The 23,884-nt window shown below is 71.0% G+C and carries 23 protein-coding genes and 3 pseudogenes; 13 read left to right on the top strand and 13 right to left on the bottom strand.

What is annotated here, in order from left to right:
- Nucleotides 1-6: 6 nt before the first annotated feature.
- From RM445_RS12050 to RM445_RS12030, 5 genes are all read right to left on the bottom strand, one after another.
- Nucleotides 7-627 (bottom strand): dihydrofolate reductase family protein, encoded by a 621-nt coding sequence (locus RM445_RS12050; RefSeq protein ID WP_311556289.1) that lies wholly within the window; start codon nucleotides 625-627, stop codon nucleotides 7-9.
- Nucleotides 627-1,127 (bottom strand): SRPBCC family protein, encoded by a 501-nt coding sequence (locus tag RM445_RS12045; protein WP_311556288.1) that lies wholly within the window; start codon nucleotides 1,125-1,127, stop codon nucleotides 627-629. The genes RM445_RS12050 and RM445_RS12045 overlap by 1 nt, the downstream gene beginning before the upstream one ends.
- Nucleotides 1,128-1,130: 3 nt before the next feature.
- Entirely contained in the window at nucleotides 1,131-1,466 is a 336-nt protein-coding gene (locus RM445_RS12040; RefSeq protein WP_311556287.1) for an ArsR/SmtB family transcription factor, read from the bottom strand.
- A gap of 57 nt (nucleotides 1,467-1,523) precedes the next feature.
- Complete coding sequence (locus RM445_RS12035; protein ID WP_311556286.1) at nucleotides 1,524-2,585, bottom strand: glycosyl hydrolase family 28-related protein; 1,062 nt, start codon at nucleotides 2,583-2,585, stop codon at nucleotides 1,524-1,526.
- Nucleotides 2,586-2,704: 119 nt separating this feature from the next.
- Entirely contained in the window at nucleotides 2,705-3,205 is a 501-nt protein-coding gene (locus tag RM445_RS12030; protein WP_311556285.1) for a GNAT family N-acetyltransferase, read from the bottom strand.
- Nucleotides 3,206-3,404: 199 nt separating this feature from the next.
- Between RM445_RS12030 and RM445_RS12025 the strand changes: the two genes are divergently transcribed.
- On the top strand, nucleotides 3,405-4,856 hold the full coding sequence (locus tag RM445_RS12025) for a hypothetical protein (RefSeq protein WP_311556284.1): 1,452 nt from the start codon (nucleotides 3,405-3,407) through the stop codon (nucleotides 4,854-4,856).
- A 216-nt stretch (nucleotides 4,857-5,072) separates the two neighbouring features.
- Here RM445_RS12025 and RM445_RS12020 read toward each other — a convergent pair whose 3' ends face one another.
- On the bottom strand, nucleotides 5,073-5,936 hold the full coding sequence (locus RM445_RS12020) for a hypothetical protein (protein WP_311556283.1): 864 nt from the start codon (nucleotides 5,934-5,936) through the stop codon (nucleotides 5,073-5,075).
- Nucleotides 5,937-6,221: 285 nt separating this feature from the next.
- Here RM445_RS12020 and RM445_RS12015 point away from each other — a divergent pair, with 285 nt between their 5' ends.
- On the top strand, nucleotides 6,222-7,994 hold the full coding sequence (locus RM445_RS12015) for a right-handed parallel beta-helix repeat-containing protein (RefSeq protein WP_311556282.1): 1,773 nt from the start codon (nucleotides 6,222-6,224) through the stop codon (nucleotides 7,992-7,994).
- Between the two features lie 248 nt (nucleotides 7,995-8,242).
- Here the strand turns inward: RM445_RS12015 and RM445_RS12010 are convergent.
- Nucleotides 8,243-8,566 (bottom strand): annotated as a pseudogene (locus RM445_RS12010) (thiamine pyrophosphate-binding protein); the annotation flags it as partial.
- Nucleotides 8,567-8,623: 57 nt separating this feature from the next.
- Between RM445_RS12010 and RM445_RS32375 the strand changes: the two are divergent.
- From RM445_RS32375 to RM445_RS11995, 3 genes and pseudogenes are all read left to right on the top strand, one after another.
- A pseudogene (locus RM445_RS32375) lies at nucleotides 8,624-9,760 on the top strand (peptidoglycan-binding domain-containing protein); the annotation flags it as partial.
- A gap of 440 nt (nucleotides 9,761-10,200) precedes the next feature.
- Complete coding sequence (locus RM445_RS12000; protein WP_311556280.1) at nucleotides 10,201-10,656, top strand: PPOX class F420-dependent oxidoreductase; 456 nt, start codon at nucleotides 10,201-10,203, stop codon at nucleotides 10,654-10,656.
- A gap of 56 nt (nucleotides 10,657-10,712) precedes the next feature.
- Entirely contained in the window at nucleotides 10,713-11,276 is a 564-nt protein-coding gene (locus RM445_RS11995) for an NADPH-dependent FMN reductase (protein ID WP_311556279.1), read from the top strand.
- A 43-nt stretch (nucleotides 11,277-11,319) separates the two neighbouring features.
- Here RM445_RS11995 and RM445_RS11990 read toward each other — a convergent pair whose 3' ends face one another.
- Nucleotides 11,320-11,661 (bottom strand): histone-like nucleoid-structuring protein Lsr2, encoded by a 342-nt coding sequence (locus RM445_RS11990; RefSeq protein WP_311556278.1) that lies wholly within the window; start codon nucleotides 11,659-11,661, stop codon nucleotides 11,320-11,322.
- A 148-nt stretch (nucleotides 11,662-11,809) separates the two neighbouring features.
- Complete coding sequence (locus tag RM445_RS11985) at nucleotides 11,810-12,958, bottom strand: MBL fold metallo-hydrolase (protein WP_311556277.1); 1,149 nt, start codon at nucleotides 12,956-12,958, stop codon at nucleotides 11,810-11,812.
- A 29-nt stretch (nucleotides 12,959-12,987) separates the two neighbouring features.
- On the opposite strand from RM445_RS11985, the gene RM445_RS11980 reads away from it, so the two are divergent.
- A complete protein-coding gene (locus tag RM445_RS11980) occupies nucleotides 12,988-13,800 on the top strand; it encodes a helix-turn-helix transcriptional regulator (RefSeq protein WP_311556276.1) in 813 nt (270 codons plus the stop codon).
- A 28-nt stretch (nucleotides 13,801-13,828) separates the two neighbouring features.
- Here RM445_RS11980 and RM445_RS11975 read toward each other — a convergent pair.
- Nucleotides 13,829-14,404: pseudogene (locus tag RM445_RS11975) on the bottom strand (SDR family NAD(P)-dependent oxidoreductase).
- Between the two features lie 259 nt (nucleotides 14,405-14,663).
- Here RM445_RS11975 and RM445_RS11970 point away from each other — a divergent pair.
- From RM445_RS11970 to RM445_RS11950, 5 genes are all read left to right on the top strand, one after another.
- On the top strand, nucleotides 14,664-15,002 hold the full coding sequence (locus RM445_RS11970; protein ID WP_311556275.1) for a hypothetical protein: 339 nt from the start codon (nucleotides 14,664-14,666) through the stop codon (nucleotides 15,000-15,002).
- Nucleotides 15,003-15,215: 213 nt separating this feature from the next.
- On the top strand, nucleotides 15,216-16,046 hold the full coding sequence (locus tag RM445_RS11965; protein ID WP_311556274.1) for a hypothetical protein: 831 nt from the start codon (nucleotides 15,216-15,218) through the stop codon (nucleotides 16,044-16,046).
- Between the two features lie 2 nt (nucleotides 16,047-16,048).
- On the top strand, nucleotides 16,049-17,557 hold the full coding sequence (locus tag RM445_RS11960; protein ID WP_311556273.1) for an ATP-binding protein: 1,509 nt from the start codon (nucleotides 16,049-16,051) through the stop codon (nucleotides 17,555-17,557).
- Between the two features lie 630 nt (nucleotides 17,558-18,187).
- A complete protein-coding gene (locus tag RM445_RS11955) occupies nucleotides 18,188-18,427 on the top strand; it encodes a helix-turn-helix domain-containing protein (protein ID WP_311556272.1) in 240 nt (79 codons plus the stop codon).
- Nucleotides 18,428-18,495: 68 nt separating this feature from the next.
- Entirely contained in the window at nucleotides 18,496-20,763 is a 2,268-nt protein-coding gene (locus RM445_RS11950; RefSeq protein ID WP_311556271.1) for a helix-turn-helix transcriptional regulator, read from the top strand.
- Between the two features lie 324 nt (nucleotides 20,764-21,087).
- Here the strand turns inward: RM445_RS11950 and RM445_RS11945 are convergent, their stop codons facing one another.
- Nucleotides 21,088-21,405, bottom strand: a complete 318-nt coding sequence (locus RM445_RS11945; protein ID WP_311556270.1) for a WhiB family transcriptional regulator — start codon at nucleotides 21,403-21,405, stop codon at nucleotides 21,088-21,090.
- 156 nt (nucleotides 21,406-21,561) lie between these two features.
- Between RM445_RS11945 and RM445_RS11940 the strand changes: the two genes are divergently transcribed.
- Nucleotides 21,562-22,668 (top strand): MerR family transcriptional regulator, encoded by a 1,107-nt coding sequence (locus RM445_RS11940; RefSeq protein WP_311556269.1) that lies wholly within the window; start codon nucleotides 21,562-21,564, stop codon nucleotides 22,666-22,668.
- A gap of 16 nt (nucleotides 22,669-22,684) precedes the next feature.
- Here the strand turns inward: RM445_RS11940 and RM445_RS11935 are convergent, their stop codons facing one another.
- Nucleotides 22,685-22,978 carry a sigma-70 family RNA polymerase sigma factor gene (locus RM445_RS11935; RefSeq protein ID WP_311556268.1) on the bottom strand — a complete coding sequence of 98 codons (294 nt, stop codon included), beginning with the start codon at nucleotides 22,976-22,978 and terminating at the stop codon, nucleotides 22,685-22,687.
- Nucleotides 22,979-23,304: 326 nt separating this feature from the next.
- Here RM445_RS11935 and RM445_RS11930 point away from each other — a divergent pair, with 326 nt between their 5' ends.
- Nucleotides 23,305-23,523 carry a hypothetical protein gene (locus RM445_RS11930; protein ID WP_311556267.1) on the top strand — a complete coding sequence of 73 codons (219 nt, stop codon included), beginning with the start codon at nucleotides 23,305-23,307 and terminating at the stop codon, nucleotides 23,521-23,523.
- Nucleotides 23,524-23,588: 65 nt separating this feature from the next.
- On the opposite strand, the gene RM445_RS11925 is transcribed toward RM445_RS11930, so the two are convergent.
- The coding region (locus tag RM445_RS11925) for a hypothetical protein (protein ID WP_311556266.1) at nucleotides 23,589-23,884 on the bottom strand (296 nt) is incomplete at its 5' end.

The following is a 23,884-nucleotide window of genomic DNA, read 5'->3' as shown; positions in this document are numbered from 1 at the left end:
TCGCGCCTACCGCGGATGCACGGCGTAGGTCAGGTGCGTCACCCGCGACGACGCCTCGGAACGGACCGGCTCCAGGGCCACGCGGCCCGCGTCCACGCCCTCGAACAGGCGGATCCCGGAGCCGAACAGCACCGGTGAGAGCGCGATCGAGAACTCGTCGACGAGGCCGGCGTTCACGTACTCCAGGATCGTCTCGCCGCCGCCCGCGATGCGGACGTCCCGGTCACCGGCGGCCTCGCGGGCCTGCTCGAGCGCGGGTTCGATGCCGTCGTTGACGAAGTGGAACGTGGTCCCGCCCGGCCGCTCCCAGGGGTCACGCTTCTCGTGCGTCACGACGAAGACCGGCGTGTGGAACGGCGCCTCCTCCGGCCACATCCGCTCGCCGGCGTCGAACATGCGCTTGCCCATCACACTTACTCCGGTGCGCAGATAGGTCTCCTGCACGATGTCGTTGTCGCGCCCCTCCTCGCCGCCCTTCCCGATCGTCAGGTTCTCCCGGAAGAACCGAGTCGGAAATATCCACCGCTGCAGTTCCATCCACTGCCGCCCCATCAGGTCCTCGCTGGACTCCGGCGCGATGAAACCGTCCAGCGACATCGACACGCTGAAGAACACCTTGCCGGCCATCAGCCCTCCCCTCTCTTCGCAACGATCTCGACGACGTAGGCCGCCAGGTGGCTCAGGGTCTGCCGGCCGCCCTCGATCGCGCGGTACTTCTCGACCGCCTCGTCGCGCAGTTCCCTGGTGGGGAAGACCGTGCGCATCTCGATCCGGGTCGCCGCACCGTCGGGCGCGAACGTGAGGACCGACTCGAAGGCGTTCGGGTCGTCGCGGGACTCACCGTGCAGCAGCGCGATCCGCTCCGGCGCGGCGATCTCGGTCCACGTGATCCACTCCTGGTAGTCCGTCCCGTCCGGCCCGTGCATCACGAAGTCCCAGGCTCCACCCTCGCGGAACTCGAAGGACCGTGTGGTGGTGCTGAACCCCTCCGGACCCCACCACCGCGACAGGTGGCGGACCTGTGTGAACGCCTCGAACACCAGCTCCGGCGGGGCGTCGACGACCCGGGAGATCACGATCTCCCGGTCGGCCGTCGACGGCTCCGCTTCCTGCCTCGCCCCTGCCATCGGTCATTCCTCCGTCCGCTTGAGGTCCTGCACGTAGGTGTCGAGCCGGTCGAAACTCTCGTTCCAGAACCGCTCGAAGCCGCCGACCCACTCGTGGACCGGCCGCAGCCCGCCGGCGTCCAGGCCGTAGAGGCGCTGCTTGCCGGCCTCGCGGACCCGCACCAGCCCCACCTCCCGGAGCACCCGCAGGTGCTTGGACGCCCCCGGCTGGCTCATCCCCAGCTCCTGAGCCAGGTCGGTCACCGGCCGCTCACCGGCCCGCAGCAGCGCCAGGATGTCCCGACGCTGCGGCTCGGCGATCGCGTTGAAGACGTCCGACGTCGTCGCTGCGCGTGCCACGCCGCCGATCGTATTCCCATACGGGAATACGTCAACCGGTCGGGGTCCGGCGGACCGTCACGCGCCGGTGTAGTTGTTCACGAGGTTGATGTTCGACGAGTTGGCCGTCGACACCTGCGACGGTGCGCCTCCGCTGCGGCTGCACAGGTTCCCGCTCACCACGAAGTTCCTGTACGGGGCGTCGTTTCCCGAACTGTCGCCGAGCACGATGCCGGCCCCGCAGTCGCGTACCACGTTGTTCGCTATCACGACGTCCTGCGTGGAGCCGGTGAACGAGGAGAACCAGTTCGTCGCGATGCCCTCGCGACGGCATCCCCAGATCACGTTGTTACCGATCGTGACGCCGGTGATGACGCCGTCGGAGTTCGCGAGATCTATCCCCGAGCCGTGGTGGCCGCCGCGGACGATGTTGTCCGCGATGACGACGTCCGTGCAGGCGCCGTCGCCCGGGAAGACGTGGATCGCGATTCCGTCGTCGCCGTCCTGCCCGGCTCCTTGATCGACGTGGCAGCCGATGATGCTGCCCCGGGTCACGCTCGCGAGGTGGATGCCGTCGCACTGGTCGTACATCCCGGTCGTCCCCGGACCGGTGACTCGGCAGTTGCGGACCATGACGTCACTCGAGTGCCACGAGGTGAGATGCCAGAACCAGCCGTTCTTGACCTCGACGTTCTCGAAGGTCAGCCCGGCGATGCCGCGGAAGTCGACGATCGACGAATGCTCGCGGTAGGTCGACGACGAGGTCACGCCCACACCGGCGTGATGTGCGTCGACCGTCAGGTCCCGCACGGCGATGTTCTCCGACGCGCCCGACGCCTGGCCGAGCAGGGTGTATCCGCCGTTCACCGACCGGACCGACGCCAGCCCGGAGCGGCCCTTGATGATCGTCCGACCGATGCCGTCGCCTCTGACGGTCACGTTGTCGGGCACGTCGAGGCAGCGGTCGGTGCTGTAGGTGCCCGCGCGGAGGTGGACGACGGCCGGCACCCCGGCCGTGCCCGCCGCGGTGAGCGCTGCCTGCACCGCCGGCCCGTCGTTGGCACCGCCGTCGCCCACCGCGCCGTAGTCGAGCCGGACGTCGAAGCAGGCGTCGCCCCGTGTCGCCCCGGCGTCCGACACGCAGCGGCCTCCAGTCAGCCGACCCAGGTGACGCCGATCGGCATCGGCGGTCATGCTGCCGGAGAACCCGACCGTGCCGGCAGTGCCGACCCCCCATCGTGTCTGCCGGGCCGCACGGGTCAGGCCGGGATCTCGCGGTTGGAGTAGTGAGGGTTGACGAACGGGAACGACTCCCCGACCCAGCGCTGCAACGCCCGGTACAACGTCACGTAGTGCCCGCGTTCGTAGGCTGCAGGCGTGACCCACCAGCTCACGTCGACGTCGTGGGCGAGCAGTTGCTCGGAGAGCGGCGTGCGCCTGCCGATCGGGTAGAGGTAGCAGCAGCCCACGTAGTCGCCGCCCGTGTCGTAGACGGCGTAGGAGAACGAGTAGCCCTCCCGGAACTCGCACTCGTGCCACACGAGGTCGACGAAATCGAACTCCTCGGTCACCGCCTCGGTCGGCCACCCGCCGCCGCGGGTCCGCTGGATCAGCTCGAGGCTGTCGTTGATGCCGCGCACGTCCTCGTCCAGGTCCGCGCGACCGAGCACGGTGGCCCGCAGGTCGTCGTGGACGAGCTCGGTCGGCGGGTGGAATCCCGCAGGCAGCACGAGACTCTTCACCAGTCCCTCGAAGATCATCTCTCACCTCGTCCCGTCGACAGTCCGATCACGGTACGACGACCGAAGGCATCCGGACCGGAGCGGCCGCCACCGCATGGGCGGCAGGTTGCCCGTCGCACGATGTGATGATTGATCGTCGCGAAACCGCCATCCGCGGTACGTTTTGCGGTTTTCCTTCAATTGGTCAACGCCGTTCGCTCTGCCGTACCTTGACCGCGTGATGGCACGGTGGACGCACGTGCTCGACATGCTCAGGGCGGCGAGCCGGGTTGGGCTCTCCGCGTTGGTCGTCGTGGTCGCCCTCAGCGCCACGGCCGTCGCCACCGGACGGACGCCCGTTCCGTTGAGAGCCCTGAGTGCGGCCCGGGTCACGGCCGGCCTGCCCGACGCCGCGTCGCCACCCCGGCAGGTGGCACGCGCGGCGGTCCTGAGCGTGGATCCGGCGCCGGAGCTGCCCGTGGCCGGCGCTGCCACCGACGCCCGCCAGCGCGCGGCAGCCGTGGTGGACGAAGTCGCGGCGCAGCGGGCCGTGAACGAGGCGACGGCGGCGGAGCAGGCCGCCGAGCAGCGAGCGGCGGCCGAGCAGCGAGCGGCGGCCGAGCAGCGAGCGGCGGCCGAGCAGGCGGCGTTCCGCCGGCTCGCGGCGCAGGCGGTCGCGGCGAAGGCTGCGGCCCGCGAGGCGGACGCGCGCGAGAAGGCCGACCGGCAGGCTGACGCGCGACGCGCGGCCGCTCGCGAAGACGCCGAGAAGGAAGATGCGGCGAGAACGGCCGCGAAGAAGGCTGCTGACGAGCGCGCCGCCTCAGCTCAGGCCGCGCAGGACCGCGAGGCCGAGCAGAGGGTGGCCACCCGGAAGGCGGCCGACGACCAGGCCGCCGAAGAGCGGGCCGCGGAGCAGGAGGCCGCCGAGGACAAGGCCGCGGCCAAGCAGGAAGCCGACCGGCGCGAGGCAGCGGACCAGGCCGCCGCGGAGAAGGCAGCTGCGGCGAAGGCCGCGGCGAACCGGGCAGCCGAACAGCAGGCAGCCGCACGACGCCAGGCAGCCGCACAGGCGAAGGCCGCCGCGCAGCAGCAGCTGGTCGCGCAGGAGGAGGCCGCGCAACGGCAGGCCCTGGCGCAACGGCAGGCCGCTGCTCAGGAAAAGGCGGCCGCTCAGGAAGAGGCAGCAGCCCAGGAAAAGGCAGCAGCGCGACAGAAGGCTGCCGAGCGGGAGCAGGCCGCCGCGCAGGAGAAAGCTGCAGCTCGGGAGGCGGCCGCCGCGCAGGAGAAGGCCGCAGCCCGGAAGGCGGCCGAGGCGCAGAAGGCCGCCGCGGCGAGGGCCGCCGAGAAGGCGGCTGCGAAGCGAGCCGCCGAGAAGGCATCGCGGGAGAAGGCCGCACAAGCCAAGGCGGCGCAGGCGAAGGCAGCACAGGCCGAGGCCCGGAAGGCGGCGCAGAAGGCAGCCGCACAGAAGGAAGCGGCCGCCCAACGCGCTCAGCAGAACGCTGCGCGGGAGAAGGCCGCAGCCGCCAAGCGGGCGGCCCAGCAGCAGGCGGCCGGAACGGCGCGTCCGGGTCGGCACGGCGCGCAGGTCGCGGGTGTCACCCCGGGCGTGAACGGCCAGCTTCCCCCCGGCGTCCTTCCCGCCGGTGCCGTTCCCGGACACGGACGCGGGGCTCCGCGGTACTGACCGCGGGCCCGGGCCATGAGTCGCGCGCGGGAAGCGGGCCGGTACGCGCCGCACGATCAACCAAGCTGATCTTCCGGGGCCATCCAGGCGCCAAGTCCCGCCCGTACCCGCCGCACGATCAACCAGGCTGATCGTCGGGAGCCATCCGGGCACCAAACCCGGCCGATTCGCGCCGCACGATCAGCTGACCACGGTCAACGCACGCAGCGGACGCGGTCACCGCGGCGACGGCACCACCGGTCGGTAGCCCGGAGGAATCCCGTGCCGCCGCGGGCGTGCCGGACTGACCACGTCCGCCAGCCGTTCGGTGTCCGTCGTTCCCGCGACGATCCGGGCGACCGGCATCGCGGCGAAGGCGAACAGCGCGACGTTGATCAGCAGGATGTACAGCGGGAAGCCGTACGAGGTGAAGTCGCCGCCGTCGATGGTGCCGAGCGTGACCAGCATGGCGAGCATCGAGAGCAGGTACGGCGGTGCGTACTCGCTCTCGGGGGCGCCGTACGCCTTCCGCAGCGTCGGCAGCGACGCAAGGAGATCAGCGAGGACGCAGGAAGCGATGGCCAGGGCGGGATTGTCGGTGACCTGCCACGCGACGATCCCCGCGACCGACGCAGCGGCACAACTCAGCGTGAACGGCGTGAGGTGGGATGCGGAGCGATCCGTGCGGAACGCGACGGCGGAGACGACGAGGGGGCCGAGTCCGAGCACGAAAGTGACCGCGACCTCCGGGCGCAGATAGCCGTCGACCTGTGCGGCGACGGCGATCATCGGGGTCACGCCCCACAGGAACCACGTGACGATGTTCGGGCGCGCCCGCCTCCGCGCGACGGCGACGGCGTACTGACCGCTGCCGACGAGCCGCACCGCGATCGCGATCGCCGCGCACCAGGCGGGGAGCGGATGAGCCAGCATGATCAGCGTGGCCACGAGACCGACGGCCAACCCCCCGACCGCGAGGGTCCGTTTCTGCGCGGGCCCGCCGAGAAGCGTCATCAGCGGTGCGCGCCGCTGTGCGTGCCGCGGCACTCCGGTCGGACGGATGTGGCCGGAGAACTGCGGCGCTGCCTGCAAGACCGGCACCTGCGCGGATCGTCTCATCGCCGCGCTCAACGACTCGCGCGAAGCCCGGGAACGACCGAGGTCACGGTCATTCGGCTGCAGGTTCTCTCCGTCGCCGAACGGTACGGCCATTCGGCCTAACAGATCCCGAGGCCGGTGGACACGACGGCGCGCCACGATCCGGTGAAACCGACGGCGCCGGTGTGCCGACGGCATGCGTGCTGGCCAGACTGCACGCGAACCACACCACATCTCCCCGCGCACCCCGGTCGTACTCCGCTTTCGCGTACCCATTCGGAGAACTCCTTGCTCCGCATTACCCGCCCGTTTGTCGTCCTGCTCGTGTTGGTCACCGGCGCCCTCGGCAATTCCGGCCTCGCAGCGGCGCAACCGCCGGGGCCACAGGGCTTCGACAACACGGGATGCACACCGGTCAATGCGGCCGGCTACCAACTCTGTACGACGGAGAAAGGCACGGCGCAGCAGGTCGTGCCGCCTGCCGGCGCGCCGTTCTACACACTGAGTCTGACGGGTACCCGCGAGCTGAAGCACAACGGCGCCCTTCTGCACCGGAGCGAGGAGCAACATCTCGATTTGGACCTGACCCGCAGGTCGGGCAGCTCCCAGGGTGAGGCCTCACGCGCCGGGGTCGTCGTCGCAGGCGACGTCACGTGCACGTTCGACGAGGGCGCGGCGTTCGTGGACAACCAGGTGCGCCGCGCCGTGTCGAACCTGGCATGCACGTCGGCGACGGCCGCGCGCTCCGCCGCGAAAGCGGCACCCTTGCCGACCTACAGCGACTACAGCGCCGTCAACACGGCGCCCAACGGGCTGGCCACGCCCATCCGTTACGGAACGGTCGGACGAGGCAACCCGAAGACCGACGACTGCACGGTGACCACCGCGACGAACCCGCAGACGGCCGTCAAGAACGCCCGTGCCGGTGCGGTCATCTGCGTCAAGCCGGGCAACTACTCCACAGCGACGCTCACGGTCGACAAGGCCGTGACGGTGCGGGCCAACGGTGTGGTCAGCCTGAAGAACATCGTCGTCACCGGCTCGAACGCGGTCGTCGACGGCTTCAACGTCGTCGGCGGCACGCTCGGGAACCCGAACTACGCCATCAAGTTCAGCGGCACCGGCCACAAGATCGTCAACAACCTCGTCCGTGGTCGCGGCATCTGGTACGCCATCGGCTGTGAGCAGAGCGCAGGCTGCGGGCGCAACGTCCTGATCGCCGGGAACACCATCACCGGGGTGCACAACTTCGGCATCTTCCTGTGGGGTGGCGACCGCATCACCGTCGAGAAGAACAATGTGTTCGACCTCTTCCAGTCCCAGAGCGTCGACGACGTCGACGCCATGCGGGCATGGGGTACGAACCACGTCATACGCAACAACTACTTTCACGACATCAACGCGGGCAAGAGTGCCGGTTCGCCGCATTCCGACTGCTACCAGTCCTACCAGGCCAGCGGTTCACCGCGGCTCTCGAGCAACATCCTGTACGAGAACAACTACTGCGTCCGGGTCACCGGCCAGTGCTTCATCGCCCAGAACAACCTGCGCAACGCCGCCGAACTGCACGACTACGTCATCCGCGGCAACGTCTGCGAGACCTACGGTTGGCAGACCATAGAGATGACCGGCATCCCGAACATCACCATGGACAACGACTACGTCGCCGGCGTCCAGGGAACCGTTCTGAACTTCACCAACGCCGGAGGCGGCGGCAAACGGTCGACCAACGTCAAGGTCCGCAACAGCGTGCTGGTGCGGGCGACGAGCGGCTCGCGGTACATCGACGGCACTCCGGCGGACAACACCGCGAACCGCACGTTGGTCGATCCGGCCGTCAAGTCGTCGCACGACGCCTTCGCCCGGTCGACGACCGTCTCCTACCCGCCGGTCAAGCCCACCGACTTCACCACGTTCTACCGCGACAGCGTGAGCCGGGCCAAGCCGACCGTCGTCGGTGCCGGGAGCACACCGAACAGCACCGGCCTGACCACGGACGTCGACGGCGCCGCGCGCGTTCAGGGCGGACGAATCGACGTCGGGCCGTTCGAGTACCGCTGACGTCACAACGTGGCCTCCAGGAGGTGCGGGCCGGACTCGGCCAGCCCCACTCCAGGCCAGCGGTGAGCTCCTCGGCGGTGCCGACCTGCCTGGCCGGCACGCCGAGGCCCCGGGCGAGGCTCACCCAGTCGATCCCGGGACCGCCGAGGTCGGTCAGGGCCGCGGCAGCCGGGCCGAGCCGTTCCTGCCCGGCCCGGGCCAGTTCGAACTGCAGGATGCGGTAGCCGTGGTTGGCGCACACGCGCCGGGTCGTGCGGGCGATGCCCGCTTGCGTGCTCCCCCACCAGGTTCACCACCGAGAAGCCGGCCCGGCGCGCGTTGTGCAGGTTCGCGAGCCCGTTGGCCAGACCCGGGCCCAGATGCAGGAGCGTCAACGCCGGCTTGCCGGCCATCCGGGCATAGCCGTCGGCCGCCCCGGTACACACCCCCTCGAACAGACCGAGGACGGCCCGGATCTCCGGTATCCGATCCAACCCCGTCACCAGCGGCAGCTCGGTCGTCCCCGGGTTCGCGAAGCAGACCTCCACGCCGGCGGCCGCAACGGTGCGCAGCAGCGCCTCGGCGCCGTTCATCCCGTTGCCACCCGGCACACGCTCGTCCATGGCTGAACCCTGGCCCCCCTCCCGCTGGTGCGGTCGACGGAGTTGCCCGAAAGCGCAATCATTCTGGCGGTCGGCCCGGGTGCGCAGCCAGGATCGGCGTCCGCCGTCGCCCGACCGCCGGTCGGGCTCCTGCAGCTCCAGCGGGCAGCGGGGAACGCCGCCGTCGCCGGGCTCATAGCGGCGCGCCAGGTGGTCACCGCGCCGGCGGCCACCACCCGCCCGATCTTCCGACTGGGCGACATCGACCAGCAGGTCGGCGTCGCCCAACAGAAGCTGAACGTCCTCGGAACGACGCCCGAACTCAAGATCGACGCCGAGTTCGGATCGCGGACACAACTCGCGGTGCGGAAGTTCCAGACGGCCAACGGCGTGACGCCGTCCGGGACGCTCGACGCCGCCACGTGGGCGCAGCTCGACGTGAAGGCACCCGGCGGAGTCCTGCAGCCCGACGGCTCGGTGAGCCCCGTTCCCGGGCTCGGCCCCGCTGATCCCACACCGCAGCCACGCCCCGGCGTCCCGACCCACCCCACGGTGAAGCTCACGTCACACGGTCCCGCGGTCTCCGAACTGCACGAGAAACTCAACGCGGTCGGCGTCGGCGGTGGACTCCCCGTCGGTCCTGCCCTCGCCGGGGCGGACGCGATCGTCTTCGGCGCCGCCACCGACACGGCCGTTCGAGCGTTCCAGCGGGCCAACCCCCCGCTCGTCGTCGACGGGCAGGTCGGCCTCAACACGTGGGCCGCACTCGACCGACTCGTGCCCGGCGCCGGGGCGGGCCGGGTGCAGCAGGAGGGCACCCCCGACAAGGCGCGGGGCAAGGAGTTCGCGACCCCCTCCGGCTTCGACTGGGCTCTGGAGCCGGACCGGACGGCCCCCGCCAGACTCGCCGCCCGCGTGACCTACGACTTCCAGAACGACCCGGCGCGACCGGTCGACGACAAGGCGACCGAGGTCGGGAAGATCCTCTCTGGGATCCGGACGGTGTGGAACGTCTTCGCCGCGGCCGAGTCTCCCGTGCCCCCGGCGGCCGCCCGGCCGCCCGTGGAGATCGACTTCCAGCCGACCGAGGCCTCGCCCGCTGACAACACCGTCACGCTCGTCAAGGGCACGGGTCAGACCGACGCCGCGCACTACTTCATCGACGGCGTCAAAGACGTCACCGAGATCGCGGCGCACGAGTTCGGCCACCATGTCGGGCTGCCCGACGAGTACCAGCAGTCCGCCGCCGACCATCTCCGCCAGACCGGGAAGGCCGCTCCCGTCGGTCAGGTCCGCGGCGACGCCGATCCCGTCGACATCGCCCGCGAGCTGCACACCGCCGTGCACAGCACACCGATCGCCGGCCGGGGCACGAAGGCCAAGGACGTGGTGCAGGGCCACAAACTCGAGCAGGGCGCCTTCGCCCAGCAGGTGGCCCGACGCTACGTCGTGCTCTTCGGTGTCGGCCCAGGGCACGAACGCACTCCTGGTCGAGCCGCGCCACGTCCGGCATCTCGCGCGGATCGTCGCTGCAGGCCTCGGCGGCATCTGGGAGCCCAGACGTCGGTGACGTGGGCAGAGGTGGACACTCGTCGTACTCACCCTCGCCGGACCAGGAGAAGACGTTGCCGCGCATCGCCCAAGCCGAGCGGGTGGAACTCCCCGAGTTGCTCGAGTTCATCCGGCCCCGCCACCGCGCCGTCCTCATCACCACCCGGAGCGACGGACGCCCTCAGAGCTCACCGCTGTCGTACGGCGTCGACGCCGCAGGACGGATCGTCATCTCGACCTATCCCCAGCGCGCGAAGACCGCGAACGTCCGCCGCGACCCGAAGGTCTCGCTCTGCGTGCTCTCCGACGACTGGGACGGCCCCTACGTCCACATCGACGGCCACGCCGACGTGCTCGACATGCCGGAAGCACTCGACGGCCTCGTCGAGTACTTCCGTTCCATCTCCGGCGAGCACCCGGACTGGGACGACTACCGCGCCGCGATGCACCGGCAGAACAAGTCATTGATCCGCGTCACCATCGACCGCTGGGGCCCGATCGCCACAGGAGGCTTCCCGCCCGGTTCCTGACCCCGGAACCATGATCTCGGTCCGGATCGAGCGATTGATGAGAGGGTCGGTCACCGATGGCCACGCCTGACGACTCGGTGAACGTCGTCCTCATCTCGGGAAGCACGCGAAGCGGGTCCACCAACACCGCCGCGCTGCGCACCCTTGCCGAATTGGAGATCCCCGGCGTCGCCGCCACTCTCTGGGACCGTCTCGTCGACGTCCCCGCCTTCGTTCCGGACGACGACGCCGAACCACCTCGCGCCGTGAGCGCGCTGCGATTCCTCCTGGCGTCGGCCGACGCCGTGGTGTTCTGCACGCCCGAGTACGCCGGGACGCTGCCCGGAAGCTTCAAGAATGCGATCGACTGGCTCGTGGGAAGCGGCGAGCTCTACCGCACCCCGGTGGCGTGGATCAATGTCGGGAATCCCGGCCGGGGAGCAGGCGCCGAGGCGACGTTGGCCACGGTTCTGGGATATGTCGACGCCGACGTCGTGGAGCAGGCCTGCATCCGCATTCCGGTCAAGCGGGATGCCGTCAGGCCCGACGGCACCGTCGACGACGCCGACGTTCGTGCACGGCTCGCTTCCGTACTCGGCGCCGTGGCCGAGCACGTCAGATCGCTGACGGACCGCCCCTGACCCGTCGCCGCTCCGGTTCGGCGGCAACGGGCAGGGCCGGTGATCAGTGCGCGGCCTGGTACGCCTCGATGACCGACTTCGGAATGCGGCCACGGTCGCTGACCTGGTGGCCGTTCTCGCGCGCCCATTCACGGATCGCAGCCGTCTGGTCGCGGTTCGACCGGGCCGGCTTTTCCGCCACCACCGTCTGCCGCGCCGTGCGGCCACGGCCGCCGGCCTTACGCGCTGCGCCGATATAGGGCTCCAGCACATCGCGGAGCTTGGCGGCGTTCTCGTCCGACAGGTCGATCTGGTACTGACGTCCTTCGAGGGAGAAATCGAAGGTGCCCGACGCGTCCGACCCGTCGAGGTCGTCGATGAACCTGACGGTCGTCTGCTGTGCCATTGCGCACTTCCATCCGTGTTGCGGTGCTGTGAGGAGTCGCCGCCATTCTGCGGATCACAGCAACAAAGCGCAACTTTCCCGTCAAGAAGATACGGAGAATGTGCGGACGGTCACGGGCCGATGCACGGCGTCACCCATTTGAGTGTGCTCACCGGTCCTTCTTCTGCAGCTTCCAGCGGAGCATGGCGATCGCGGCGGGAACAAGGGCGAGGCCGCGGGGCATGCCGGCGACCGGGGCGGGATTAGCCAGCGCGGGTCGCGACCACGATGCACCGCTCTCCGAACCGTCGGGGCGCAGGCCGATCTCGGCGAGCTGATTGACCGCCGTCATCCCGGTGAACATCGGGTTGGGATTGGCGCCGCCCACCCCGAGCTCCGTGACCCCGCGCCCATACCGCTCGGCGAACTCGTGGGGGTCCACCGGCGTCTTGTCCTTCGTCGCCGACAAGGCGAGCTGCTGCAGGGCCATCGCCTGGTCGAGCAGCCCGTTCAGGTACGAGGCGGCCTCGTCGGCGCGACGGACGGCGAACGTGTGGCCGTCGGTCAGGACCGTGGCCTGGCCGTTCTCGAACAGGGCCGCGACGGCCCCGAGCACCGTCTGCAGCTTGAGCTGGTCGGCGTCCTGCATGACTCCGCAGGGCCCGTTGCCCTCGTCGGCCAGATGCACGAGGCCGCTGTCGCGCAGGTGCACGACGACGTGCCCGGCGGTGTGGCCCTGGCTGCGCAGCACCTGGACCGCCCCGTCGGCGAACGACCATCCGGTCATCGGCACCGCACCGAGAGCGATCCGCTCGAGCGGCAACTCCTCGTAGGTGCGGGTGACCGCGGCGAAGGGACGCAGGGGCTGGAAGAGCGACACGACCTTGTCGCCGGCGAGCTTCGGCGGCGCCGGCAGCGCGACGATGCCCGCGACCCGGGAGAACGAGCGGATCCAGTAGGCGGCCGGGTCGAGCATCTGCGGCAGGTCGCGCGCCGGCACGTAGTGCTCGATCGGCACGTTCCGCTCGCGGCCGAGCTCGTCGGCCAGATCGTTGTTGCCGACGTGGTCGGGGTGGCCGTGCGTGGTCAGCACGACCAGGCGGGTCCACGGGCCGACGCGGTCGACCGCCGACCGCAAGGCCACCCGGAAGGCGTCCGTCACACCGGTGTCGACCAGGAACAGCGTGTCGCCGGCGCGGTGCACCAGGGCGTTCGCGGCGTCAGGCTGGTCGTGCGCGACGTCGAGCGCCTGACCGAACACCAGGAGGGTACGGTCGTCGATTTCGAGGACGTCTCCGAGCGCAGGTGTCGTAGGCACGTCGTCACTATGGCGTGCACCGCTTCATTGTGTCTCCAACCGACCTGCGGCTTCCGATGAACGCCGCGGCAGGCGGGCGCCGCCGGGCCACCGGGCTGCGCCGCGAGGAGCTCGCCGGGCTCGCCGGGATATCGGCCGACTACCTGACCCGGCTCGAGCAGGGACGTGCCACCTCGCCCTCGGTGCAAGTCGTCGAGTCGCTCGGCCGCGCCCTCCGCCTGCCCGACGCGGAACATGACCTCCTCTACCGGCTGGCCGGGCACGCCGCCCCCGCGCGCGACGTCGTTCCGTCACGCATCACGGCGAGCGTCCAGCGCCTCCTCGACCGGCTGGCGAACACGCCGGTGGCCGTCTACGACGCCACCTGGACGCTCCTCGTCGCCAACGCCCCCTACGACGCGCTCATGGGCGAGACCTCGACCCTGCGCGCGATCGAACGCAACGCCATCTGGCGCCACCTCGTCGGCCCCGGCACCCGGGCCGTCCAGACGCCGGAGGAGCATGCCGACCTCGAAGCAGGACTGGTCGCCGACCTGCGGCTGAGCGCCGCCCGGTACCCCGCCGACCGGACGCTCACGCGGCTCGTCAAGGAGCTCGCCGCGCAGAGCCCGCGATTCGTCGAGCTCTGGGAGTCCGGCGCCCCCGATCCGCGCCAGGAACAGTCCCGACACAAGATCATCGATCATCCCGCGGTCGGCCGCATCACCCTCGACTGCGACATCCTCGTCGTCGCCGCCGACGACGTGCGCATCATGGTCTTCACCGCCGAGCCCGGCACCGAGGACGCCGAGCGCCTCGCACTCGCGGTCGTCCTCGGTACACAGACGCTCGTCGAACAGTGACCTTCTCCGACGACCTTTCTCGATCCGCTCAGGGCAGGATCGAGTCGACGTACCCGCCGTCGGACCGCACCGCTCCCCCGGTCGTCGCCGACGCCAGGTCCGAGCTCAGGTAGGCGACCATGTTCGCGATCTCGGTCGGCTCGATCAGCCGCTCGAGCAACGACTGCGGCCTGTGCTCACGCATGAAGGTGCGCTGCGCCTCGTCCCACGGCAGGTCCGAGCCGACCAGCTGCTCGACGAACTCCTCCACCCCTGCGGTGTGTCGGGCCGGCCACCACCGAGTTCACGGTGACACCCGTCCCCTTGGCGACCTTCGCGAACCCGCGTGTCACCGCCAGCTGCGCGGTCTTCGTGACGCCGTAGTGCACCATCTCGACCGGTGTCACGACCGCCGAGTCGCTCGCGATCGACACGACCCGGATGCGGCGTCGGCCAGGTCCGCCGCAACGCCCCGCACGGTCGCGTCGGGCACGGCGTCGCGGATCTGCGCCACCGCGGCGTCGACCCGCGATCCGTCGCGCCCGTTGACCACCACCGCCGCACCGGCCTCCGCCAGACGCGTCGCGATGGCCTGACCGATGCCCTCGATCGATGCCGTCACCAGGCGAGCCGTCCGCCCAGGTCGATGCCGAGTGCCACCCCAGCCCCCTCTCGTCGTGTGCGACGGTACCGATCACGCAGGGAAGGCCGCGCTCTCGAAGCGTCACCGGCGGCCGGCCGGCACCCGCCGCTCGTCCGCCCCGGTGGTGAAGGGCGCGTAGAGCACCGACGGCGGCTGGGACAGCAGCGCTTTCATCTCACCGAGGCCCGGAAGCGCCTGCAACCGGCAGCCTGAAACAGCGCCACCCGGCGTTAACAAGTGTGTGCGGTCGACCGACTTCACCATTGTGGACGTCCTGCCGCGCGACATCACCACACTGCCGCACGTGCTCGGCAGCGACCTGATCGAGTATCTGGCACCCTCCTCCGACGGAGACTCGGGTGAGTCGGACGACTGGGACCCGTTCGCGCAGGCCGTCGAGGTCATCGATCCGTCCCGCTGGTACACGACCTCGTTCGACGCCACCCCCGAGCAATCGATCATGCGCTGGCTCCCGCCGGACGGATCGGGCCTGCCGACCATCGCCGTCTACTCGCAGGCGTCCGAGACGACCGTTCTGATCAGGCACGAGTCCCGGGGACGGCCGAACCGCCGCAGGTGACCTCGACCGCAGGGCGGGAGCGGGCCACACCACCAGGTTGCTCCGTAGCGCAGTCACGTGCGGAGTGGGAAGCTTCGGCCCTGGCGGTCAGCACGGCCACCGTCTGGAGGCCGGCACGTGGCACGTTCGTTCGAGTCCCGCGACGTCGCGGGTCGATCACGCGGGCATGCCGGTACCTCGGCGGCCGGAGATCGACGACCCGTCCCACTCCTCGTGCAGTTGCAGCGCACCGTCGGTAACCAGGCTGTGGTCGGTGTACTTCAGCGTCAGGTGTTCAGGCCGAGGCCGTCGCAGAAGAAGCAACCTGAACCCGAGCCGGCGAAGCCGACGCCACCACCGCCGAAGTCGAAGAAGCGGCTCGACTGGCAGAAGATGGTCGTGACGCCACTGCAGCAGGCTCTGAAGCTGGCGAAGCAGGGCCCGAAGCACTTCGAAGCCGCGGCGAAGATCGCCGACGGCGTGGGCGACGCCGTCGCCGAGTTCAGCACGCGCACCCTGGACGAACAGCGTCCCGAGCACGAGGCCGTGTACCAACTGCTCCGGCTGGTCCACTCCCTCTATTGGGAGCTCCACGTCGATCCCGGCAAGGGACGGGGGACGCGTTCACCCTACGCATCGGATTTCCCCGGACATCTGGTCGACAGCGCCACGTGGATCGACGACCTCCTGAAGAAGCGGGTGGCGGCCAAGCCCGACGACAGCCATCTGCTGGGCGCATGGAAGGAGAGCTTCTCCGGCGACGCCAAGGAGGTCGTCGACCAGATCACCGCGAAGGGCGAACCGAAGACGGCGCTCGACTCCAGGATCCTCGTCAACAAGCTGGAGGACATGCGCAACATCGCCGTCATCATCCGCGAATCGGTGAAGGACGACCCGGAACTGCAGACGCGGATCGCGGCGGTCATCGCATTCGTCACCGAAGCCGTCGTGACCACCGAGCAGAACATGACCGGCCCCAACGACGTCGACACCGTCACCGGTCACCTGATCACCGCTGGCGACATGGCCGAGCAACTGAGCCCGTTGCTGAGCAAGATCCACTAGCGGTGGCCGGCCCCGTGATTCTGGAGCGGGCCGCGGAGTTGCGCGCACTGGCATCCGCGTTGGCCGACTCCAGCACCGGTACGGGCACGACCGTACTGGTCGGGGGCGAGGCGGGCTCGGGCAAGACGACCCTGACCACACACTTCGTGGCGACGGCTGAGTGCCGGGTTCTGCGCAGCGGCTGCGACGGCGCGACCACGGCGGCACCGCTCGGCCCGCTCGTCGAGGTAGCGGAAGCCCTGGCCGTCGAACTACCCGCCGACGGCGGGGCGCCGGTCGACCGGGTCCGGCTGTTCGCGGCCGTGCGCGCGGCGCTCGTCGCCGAGCCCACCGTCTGGCTGATCGAGGACGTGCACTGGGCGGACGCGGCCACGTTGGACCTGGTCCGCTACCTCTCGCGACGCGGTGAGGGGAGCCCGGTGATGCTGCTGCTCACCTTCCGCGACGACGAGGTGGGCGTGGGCCATCCGGTGCGTGTACTGCTCGGCGAGCTCGCGACCGTCCGCAGCGTCCACCGGCTCGGCGTCCCGCCGCTGAGCCGGGCCGCGATGGCGGAGCTCGCCCGCAGATCCGGCGTCGACGTCGACGTCGCCGCCCTGTGCGAACGCACCGGCGGCAACGCCTTCTACGTGACCGAGGTGCTCGCTGGAGAAGACGGGGCGGTGCCGCCGACGGTGCGCGACGCCGTCTTGGCCCGGACGGCGCGGCTCTCCCCCGCCGCGCAGGACACGCTCGCCGCGGCGGCGGTACTCGGGGGCCGGGCGGAGATCGACGTGCTCGCGGCGGTCTCCGGTGGGGCGCTCGACGCGGTCGACGAGTGTCTTGCGGCGGGGGTCCTGCTCGGGGGTGGGGCCGAGGTCGCGTTCCGGCACGAGTTGGCGAGGGAGGCGTTGGTCTCCAGCGTGCTGCCGGGGCGGCTGCGGATGCTGCACCGTGCGGCCTACGCGGTGCTCCACGAGTCGGGGGCGGACGACCGGCAGCTCGCCCACCACGCCGCTGCCGCGGGTGACGGCCCGAACCTGATCGCCCACGCTCCGGGCGCCGCGGCGAGGGCGGCCGCCCTCGGTGCCCATCGGGAAGCGGCCGAGCACTACCGCGCCGCTCTGCGTTGGGGGCATCTGCTCGGCCCCGCGGAGCGCGGCGACCTGCTCGAACGACTGTCCTACGAGTGCTACCTGACCGGTCAGCTGACCGAGGCCGTCGAGGCTCGAGGGGCCGAGCTCGCGCTGCGTCGCGACAGTGGCGACGCACTCCGCACCGGCACATCCCTGCGCTGGCTCTCCCGGCTGTCCTGGTACCGGCTGCGCAACTCGGAAGCGGAGCGATACGCGCAGGAGGCCGTCGCCACGCTGTCGCAGCTACCGGAGGGGCCGGAGCTGGCCATGGCCTACAGCAACCTCGCCAGCTCCGGATGCTCGCGGCGGACCTGGCCGATACACAGGTCTGGGGGAACCGGGCCATCGAGCTGGCCCGGCGGTTCGGCGACGTCGACACCGAGGTGCACGCGTTGAACAACGTCGGGACGGCCCTGCTCCTGGCAGGCGATGAACGGGGCGCTGCGCTGCTGCACCAGAGCCTGGACAAGGCGCTCCTCCACGACATGCAGGAGCACACAGCCCGCGCCTACACCAACCTGGGCTCGGCACAGACCGCCCTCCGCCAGTTCTCCGCCGGGGAGGATGTCGTACGCGCCGGCCTCGACTTCTGCACCGAGCGCGACCTCGACTCGTGGTCGACCTACATGCGCGGAGTGCTGTCCTTCCTCCTCCTCGAGACCGGGCGGTGGGAGGAGGCGGGACGCCATGCCAATGCCGTCGTGGGCAGGTCCACCGACGTCGTCAGCGTGGTTACGGCCACGATGGTGCGAGGTCGGCTCGAGACCCGCACGGGGGCTACGCCGAAGGCCGCTGCCGAGGCCTGGCGACTGGCCGAGCCGTCGGGCGAGGCGCAGCGGCTCCTGGTCTGCGCGGCCGGGCTCGCCGAGGCGGCCTGGACCCTCGACGATCCCGACGACATCCGCCGTCGGGTCGACACGGTCTGGGGCCTCGCGGTCGCGCGCGGCAACCCGTGGGACGTCGGTGAGCTGCTGTGGTGGCTGCACATGCGGCGGTCGTCCGCGACCTGCGCCGCCGGGGGTGTCCGTGCCCCGTGGTCCCCGTGCGTCCAGCCGTGCCAATCCGGCCGGGCTGACCGAGCGCGAGATGGAGGTCCTGGGGGCGCTCGCCGAGGGCCTGTCCAACGCCGATATCGCCGCCCGTCTCGTGCTCTCGGAGAAGACCGTCGGGCACCACGTCTCCGCGGTGCTACGCAAGCTCGGAGAACCCAACCGGGCCCGTGCGGTCGCCACGGCGGTGCGGGCAGGGTTCGTCCGCCCGACGTAGAGAAGCCGAGCGGCAGGTACGGTGGGCGCCCAGGTCGGAGTCGGGGTGCGGGGGAGGTCGTCAGGGTCGTGGGTAGGCCTCCGGAGCGCGCGGACGTTCCGCAGCCGGGAGGACTGCTGCGCACGAAGCTGACCGTTCCGCGTCCGCGTCCGGCGGCGCTCCCACGTACGGAGCTGATCGAACATCTGTCGGCCGTGTCCGCACCCGGCCGGCTGACCCTGGTCGTCGCGGGAGCGGGCTGGGGCAAGTCCACCCTGCTCGCCTCGTGGGTCGACCGGCAACCGGACGCCCACCGGCACGCCTGGCTGTCGGTCGACGAGGGCGACAACGACATCGTGCGTTTCTGGTCCTACGTCATCGCCGCGCTGGGGGCCCACGATCCCGGCTCTCTGGCCGCCTCTGCCCGGCTGCTCGCCGCGCCGGGGGTCACCGTCGTCGACGAGGTCGTGCCGGCGCTGCTCAACGAACTGTCCGTGGTGACCGAGCCGCTGACGCTGGTCGTCGACGACTACCACGTGCTGACCAACGTCGAGGTGCACCGGAGCATGCAGCTGCTCGTCGAGCAGCAGCCCTCAGGTTTGCGGCTCGTGATCGCCTCCCGAACCACGCCTGCGCTCCCGCTGACGCGATCGCGGGGCCAGGGGCGGTTGGCGGAACTGACCGTCGCGCAGCTCCGTCTGTCCGCGTCCGACGCAGCCGAACTACTCCGTCGCGAGACCGGCACGAAACGTGCACCCGCCGAGGTCGACCTGCTCCACGCCCGCACCGAGGGGTGGCTCGCCGGACTGCATCTCGCGGCGCTGTCCCTGCGGACCCACGCCGAGCACACCGTCGAGATCGCTGCCGGGTTCGGCGGCGACGACAGGTTCGTCGGCGAGTACCTGCACACCGAGGTCCTCGCCCAGCTCCCTGACGACCTGCGACTGTTCCTGCGGCGCAGCGCCGTCGTCGACCGGTTCTGCCCCGATCTGTGCGACACCCTCACCGGCCGGTCCGACTCGGCCGAGCTGCTGGCGCGCGCGGAACGGGCGCACCTCTTCCTGGTCCCGCTCGACACCAGGGGCGAGTGGTACCGCTACCACCATCTGTTCGCCGACGTCCTGCGGCAGGAGCTGCACCGCGCCGAGCCCGACGTCGTTCCGCAGCTGCACCGACACGCCGCCGACTGGTTCGCCGACCACGACCTCCCGCTCGACGCGGTACGTCACGCACTCACCAGCGGCGACACCGTCCGGGCCGCCGAGCTGGTGGCCGAGCACGGCCCCGTCGCGGCCCTTCAGGGGTACGCCGACACGGCGCTCGGATGGCTCCAGTCGCTCGGTGAGGACGCCTGGACCACGGACGTCCGGCTCTGCCTGGCCGGCATGACGGTCGCCACGCTCGCGTCCCGCCCTGCGGAGCTGGTGCGGTGGACCGACCTCGCGCAGACAGTCCTCGACCGTTCGGACCTCGAACCCGACCTCGAGGACGAGGTGCGGTTCCGCCTCGCCCTGGCGCAGTGGTCGATCGCCTCGTTCGCAGGCGACTCGGTGACCGCGCTGCATCATGCCGAGAACGTCGAGCGGCTCGCCGAAGGTGGGTCTCCGGTGCGCAGGCTCGGCGGATTGAGCGCCGTAGGTCTGAGCCGCCTTCGCGCCGGCCGGCTGCAGGCTGCCGACGTCGCGCTCACCCGGGCCGGTGCGCTGGCCCACGAGCTGGGCAACGATCTCGGGGTCATGACCATTCGCGGGGCGCAGTCCGTCATCGCCGCCGTCGGCGGGTCGGCCCACGAGGCCGAGCGGCTGGCGGCCGAGGCGGACGGCCGGAGCCAGGTGCACGCTCTGGCCGAGCACTACGACCGGTTCTACGTTCCGCTCGCCCGGGGCTGGCTGGCGCTCGAGCGAGGAGACATGGAGCCGGCACGTGATCTGCTGCGCCGCGCCCTGCAACTCGTGCGGCGGAGTCCCCTGCTGGTGGACACCGCCGAAGTCCTCACCGTGCTGGCCGTCGTCGAGCACCGGCTCGGCGACGCGGAGGCGGGTCGACGGCACCTCGTCGAGGCACAACAGCTGCTCGAGCGCTGTCCGGACCCGGGGCACCTGCTCGTCGACCCCCGCCGGACGTCGCTGAACCCGTCCCCACCAGTTCCGCCGATGCCGCTGAGCCTCCGGGAGATCGACGTCATCGTCCTGGTCGCCGAGGGATTCACGAGCCAGCAGATCGGCGCCCGGCTCGGGCTCAGCCGACGCACCGTCGAGGCCCACCTCGCCACGATCTACCGCAAGATCGGTGTCAAGAGACGCGGCGCCGCGGCCCGCTACGCCGTCGAACAGGGCCTCGCACCCGCCCGGTCCTGACTGACATTACTTAGGTAACTCCGGTACTCTTCGGTCGGTTCGTCGGGCGCGGTTCGCGGTCGGAGGACCTGCGTCGTGGCGCGTAACCCCCTCCACTCGCCCCGACGCGGCGGTGACCCGGCGCCGGCCGTGAGTGAGACTCACGCCCGGACCGGGCCACTTGAATCCGCCGCGACGACGGCGCATCGCCGACGGGTGTTTGGACCCGACCACCGCGGATCACCTTCACCCCACGGAACCCGGGTCGGCGCGCAGGCCCCGGAACCCAGGCCCGGCCGCTGATCCCACCAGTCGGTCGGGCCGACCACGACCCGGTCGCGCCGCTCAGACCGCAGGAACGCCTGGGCCGACCACGCGGAGCGGTCGGTCCTGGCGGCGCACGATGACGTCGCGCTCGGACTCCGAGAGCCCGCCCCACACCCCGTAGGGCTCGTGCACGGCCAGGGCATGTGCACGGCACTGCGCCAGGACCGGGCAGCTCGCGCAGATCTGCTTGGCCTGGGCCTCCCGCCCGGATCGGGCCGGGCCGCGCTCTCCCTCGGGATGGAAGAACAGCGAGCTGTCCATACCGCGGCACGCGCCGCGCATCTGCCAGTCCCAGACGTCGGTGACCGGGACCGGGAGCCTTCGGGTGTCTGCCATGTCCACCACTTCGCCTGTCGTGCACCACGTGCTCGGATGAGTTCGTACACGGAATACACTAATCCGAATCGCGCCAAACCTTGTTCACATGTGACTCGCGGAACCACCGCGAGACGGTCGGGTTGCCCGCCCTGTCCAGGCACCGCACGATGAGGCGTGCAGCCTCCGACCCCGGCCGCTGAGCCCGGGCCGGTGCCCCGGCCGCCGCCCGCCTCCTCATCCGTCGCGATCACCCACGCCGCCACCGAGCAGACCGACAGGCTCCGACTCCAGGTGTCCGCGGCCGCACGGCGGGTCGGGGTCGCCCCCTCCACGCTGCGCACCTGGGACCGCCGCTACGGCATCGGACCCACCGACCACACCCCCGGCCGGCACCGCCGCTACTCCCCCGACGACCTGGCCCGCCTCGATCTCATGCACCGCGCCCTGATCCGGGGTGCCAGCCCCGCCGACGCCGCCGCCCACGCACTCACCGCGCTGCCGCCCCACCTCGACGCCGGACGCCCGCCGGCGACCACCACCGGACGCTCCCCCGGTACAGGAGATGGCGGCACCGGACAGTCCATCGGCGACACCGAGGCCGGCCTGGGCGTGGGCGACGGCGACCCGGGCCGGACCCGCACCGGCGGGACGGCGCTGCGCCTGCCCGGCGCCGGACGGCGAGCCCGGGCCGTCGGGCGGGCCGCGCTCGCGCTCGACGCCGACACCGTCCGCGGACTGCTCGCCGAGTCGATCGCCGCGACCGGAGTGCCGGCCACCTGGAACGACGTGACCCGACCGGTGCTGGCCGCGGTGGCGCAGCGCTGGGTGGAGACCGGCACCGGCATCGAGATCGAACACCTGCTCAGCGACTGCGTGACGGCAGTGTTCAGCGCCGTGGCGGCAACCGCCGCTCCCACAGTTACCGCGCGGCCGGTACTGCTCGCCGGGATGGCGGGCGATCACCACCGGCTACCCCTGGTCGTGCTCGCCACGACACTCGCGCAGCGGGGCGTGTCCTGCAGGTCGCTGGGCGCCGATCTACCTCCGACGGCGCTGGCGACGGCGATCCGGCGCACCGCGCCGGCCGCACTTCTCCTGTGGTCACAGCTGAGATCCACCGCCGACGCGCAGATCGTGCAGTCGCTGCCGCGCACGCGGCCCGCCTACCGCAGCTTCGTCGCAGGCCCCGGCTGGGCGGGAGTGGACCTCCCGCCGCAGATCGGACGGCTCGGGTCGCTCGAGGAGGCCACCGACGCGCTGAGCGCCGCAGCCACAGGGTGACCGGACGCGGTCCCGGTCAGGGGATCACGCCCGGTCGGTGCGCCTCCGGGGCAGGCCGACATGCGCGCAGCAGGAAGGACGCTCCCGACATCACCGCCGGATCGAAGTCGGGGGCGGTCCGCCACACCCGCACGTAGACCCGCACGGTGGCCCGCTCCGCCGCGGTCGTGTCACCGAGCACGTGGTGGAGGTGGTTGAACACGGCGGGTGCGGTGCGATCGTAGAACGAAGCGAAGGCGTCGAAATCCCCGCGCCCGGCGGCCTGCAACAGTTCGTCGACCTCGTCCAGCTCCACGGCGCTTCGACCCACGATCAGCCCGTCCCGACATCGGCAGAGGCACTACACCGGGTCCGGGGCGTAGAGCTGAGCCTGCGACTCAGAACCTGACGGTAGAACCGCGCCAGAGCCGCTGCAACTCGACTCGGCCGCAGTCCGGCGCCACCTCGCCGTCCTGTTGCGACTGTGCGACAGTCGTTCAGGGCCCACTCGTGGCCATCGCGATCCCCCCGCAATTCAGCGGGGTCGGCGATCGATCGGCCGATTCATTCGTGAACTCACGGCGTCACCGAGCAGCACGTGACCGCTGGGCAGACGGCATGCACCCGCGCTGATCCGATTCCACAGAAGGACACATCATGATCACGAACAGACTCCGCGGGCTCGGACTGTCCAGCGACGTCCTCAACGGCCTCGGGCTCGCCTCGATCCTGGCGAGCGTCACGATCTGGGCCCGCGCTCAGCACGACGACGCGGGCCACGGCGAACGCTCCGCGATCTTCGTAGGCCTGTGGGCCCCCGCGTTCTTCGTGCTGGCCAGTTCGATGGTCACCGTGGAGCAGAGCCCGGTGGCGTAGGCCATCGGCCGCAGCGAAGCCGGTGCGGGGCGGACGGCGTGGGCCGTCCGTCCCGTGTGCTGGGGTCAGGGCCGGCGGGGGTGGGCGAGGAAGAAGCGGATCATCTCCGCGGACGCGTCGGGTCCCATCGGGTCGGTGTAGGAGCCGACCGGGCTGCCGCCGTACCAGGCGTGCCCGCCGCCGTGCACCGTCCACGATTCCACGACCACGACGCCCTCGGTGTCGGTGTGCACTGTGCGGGTCGCGTCCCGCCTCGCCCGGTCGTCGCGGTCGGTCGCCGCGGTCACCGGGCCGGCGGTGGCGAGGCGGGCGGTGACGAGGTTGTCGGCGTTGACCGGCGCCACCAGCGCGTCGGCGTCGC

Source organism: Pseudonocardia charpentierae (genome assembly GCF_031845345.1).
Taxonomy (GTDB): domain Bacteria; phylum Actinomycetota; class Actinomycetes; order Mycobacteriales; family Pseudonocardiaceae; genus Pseudonocardia; species Pseudonocardia charpentierae.
Note: the sequence above shows the minus strand (reverse complement) of the source record. Positions and strands in the feature narration are given on the sequence as shown.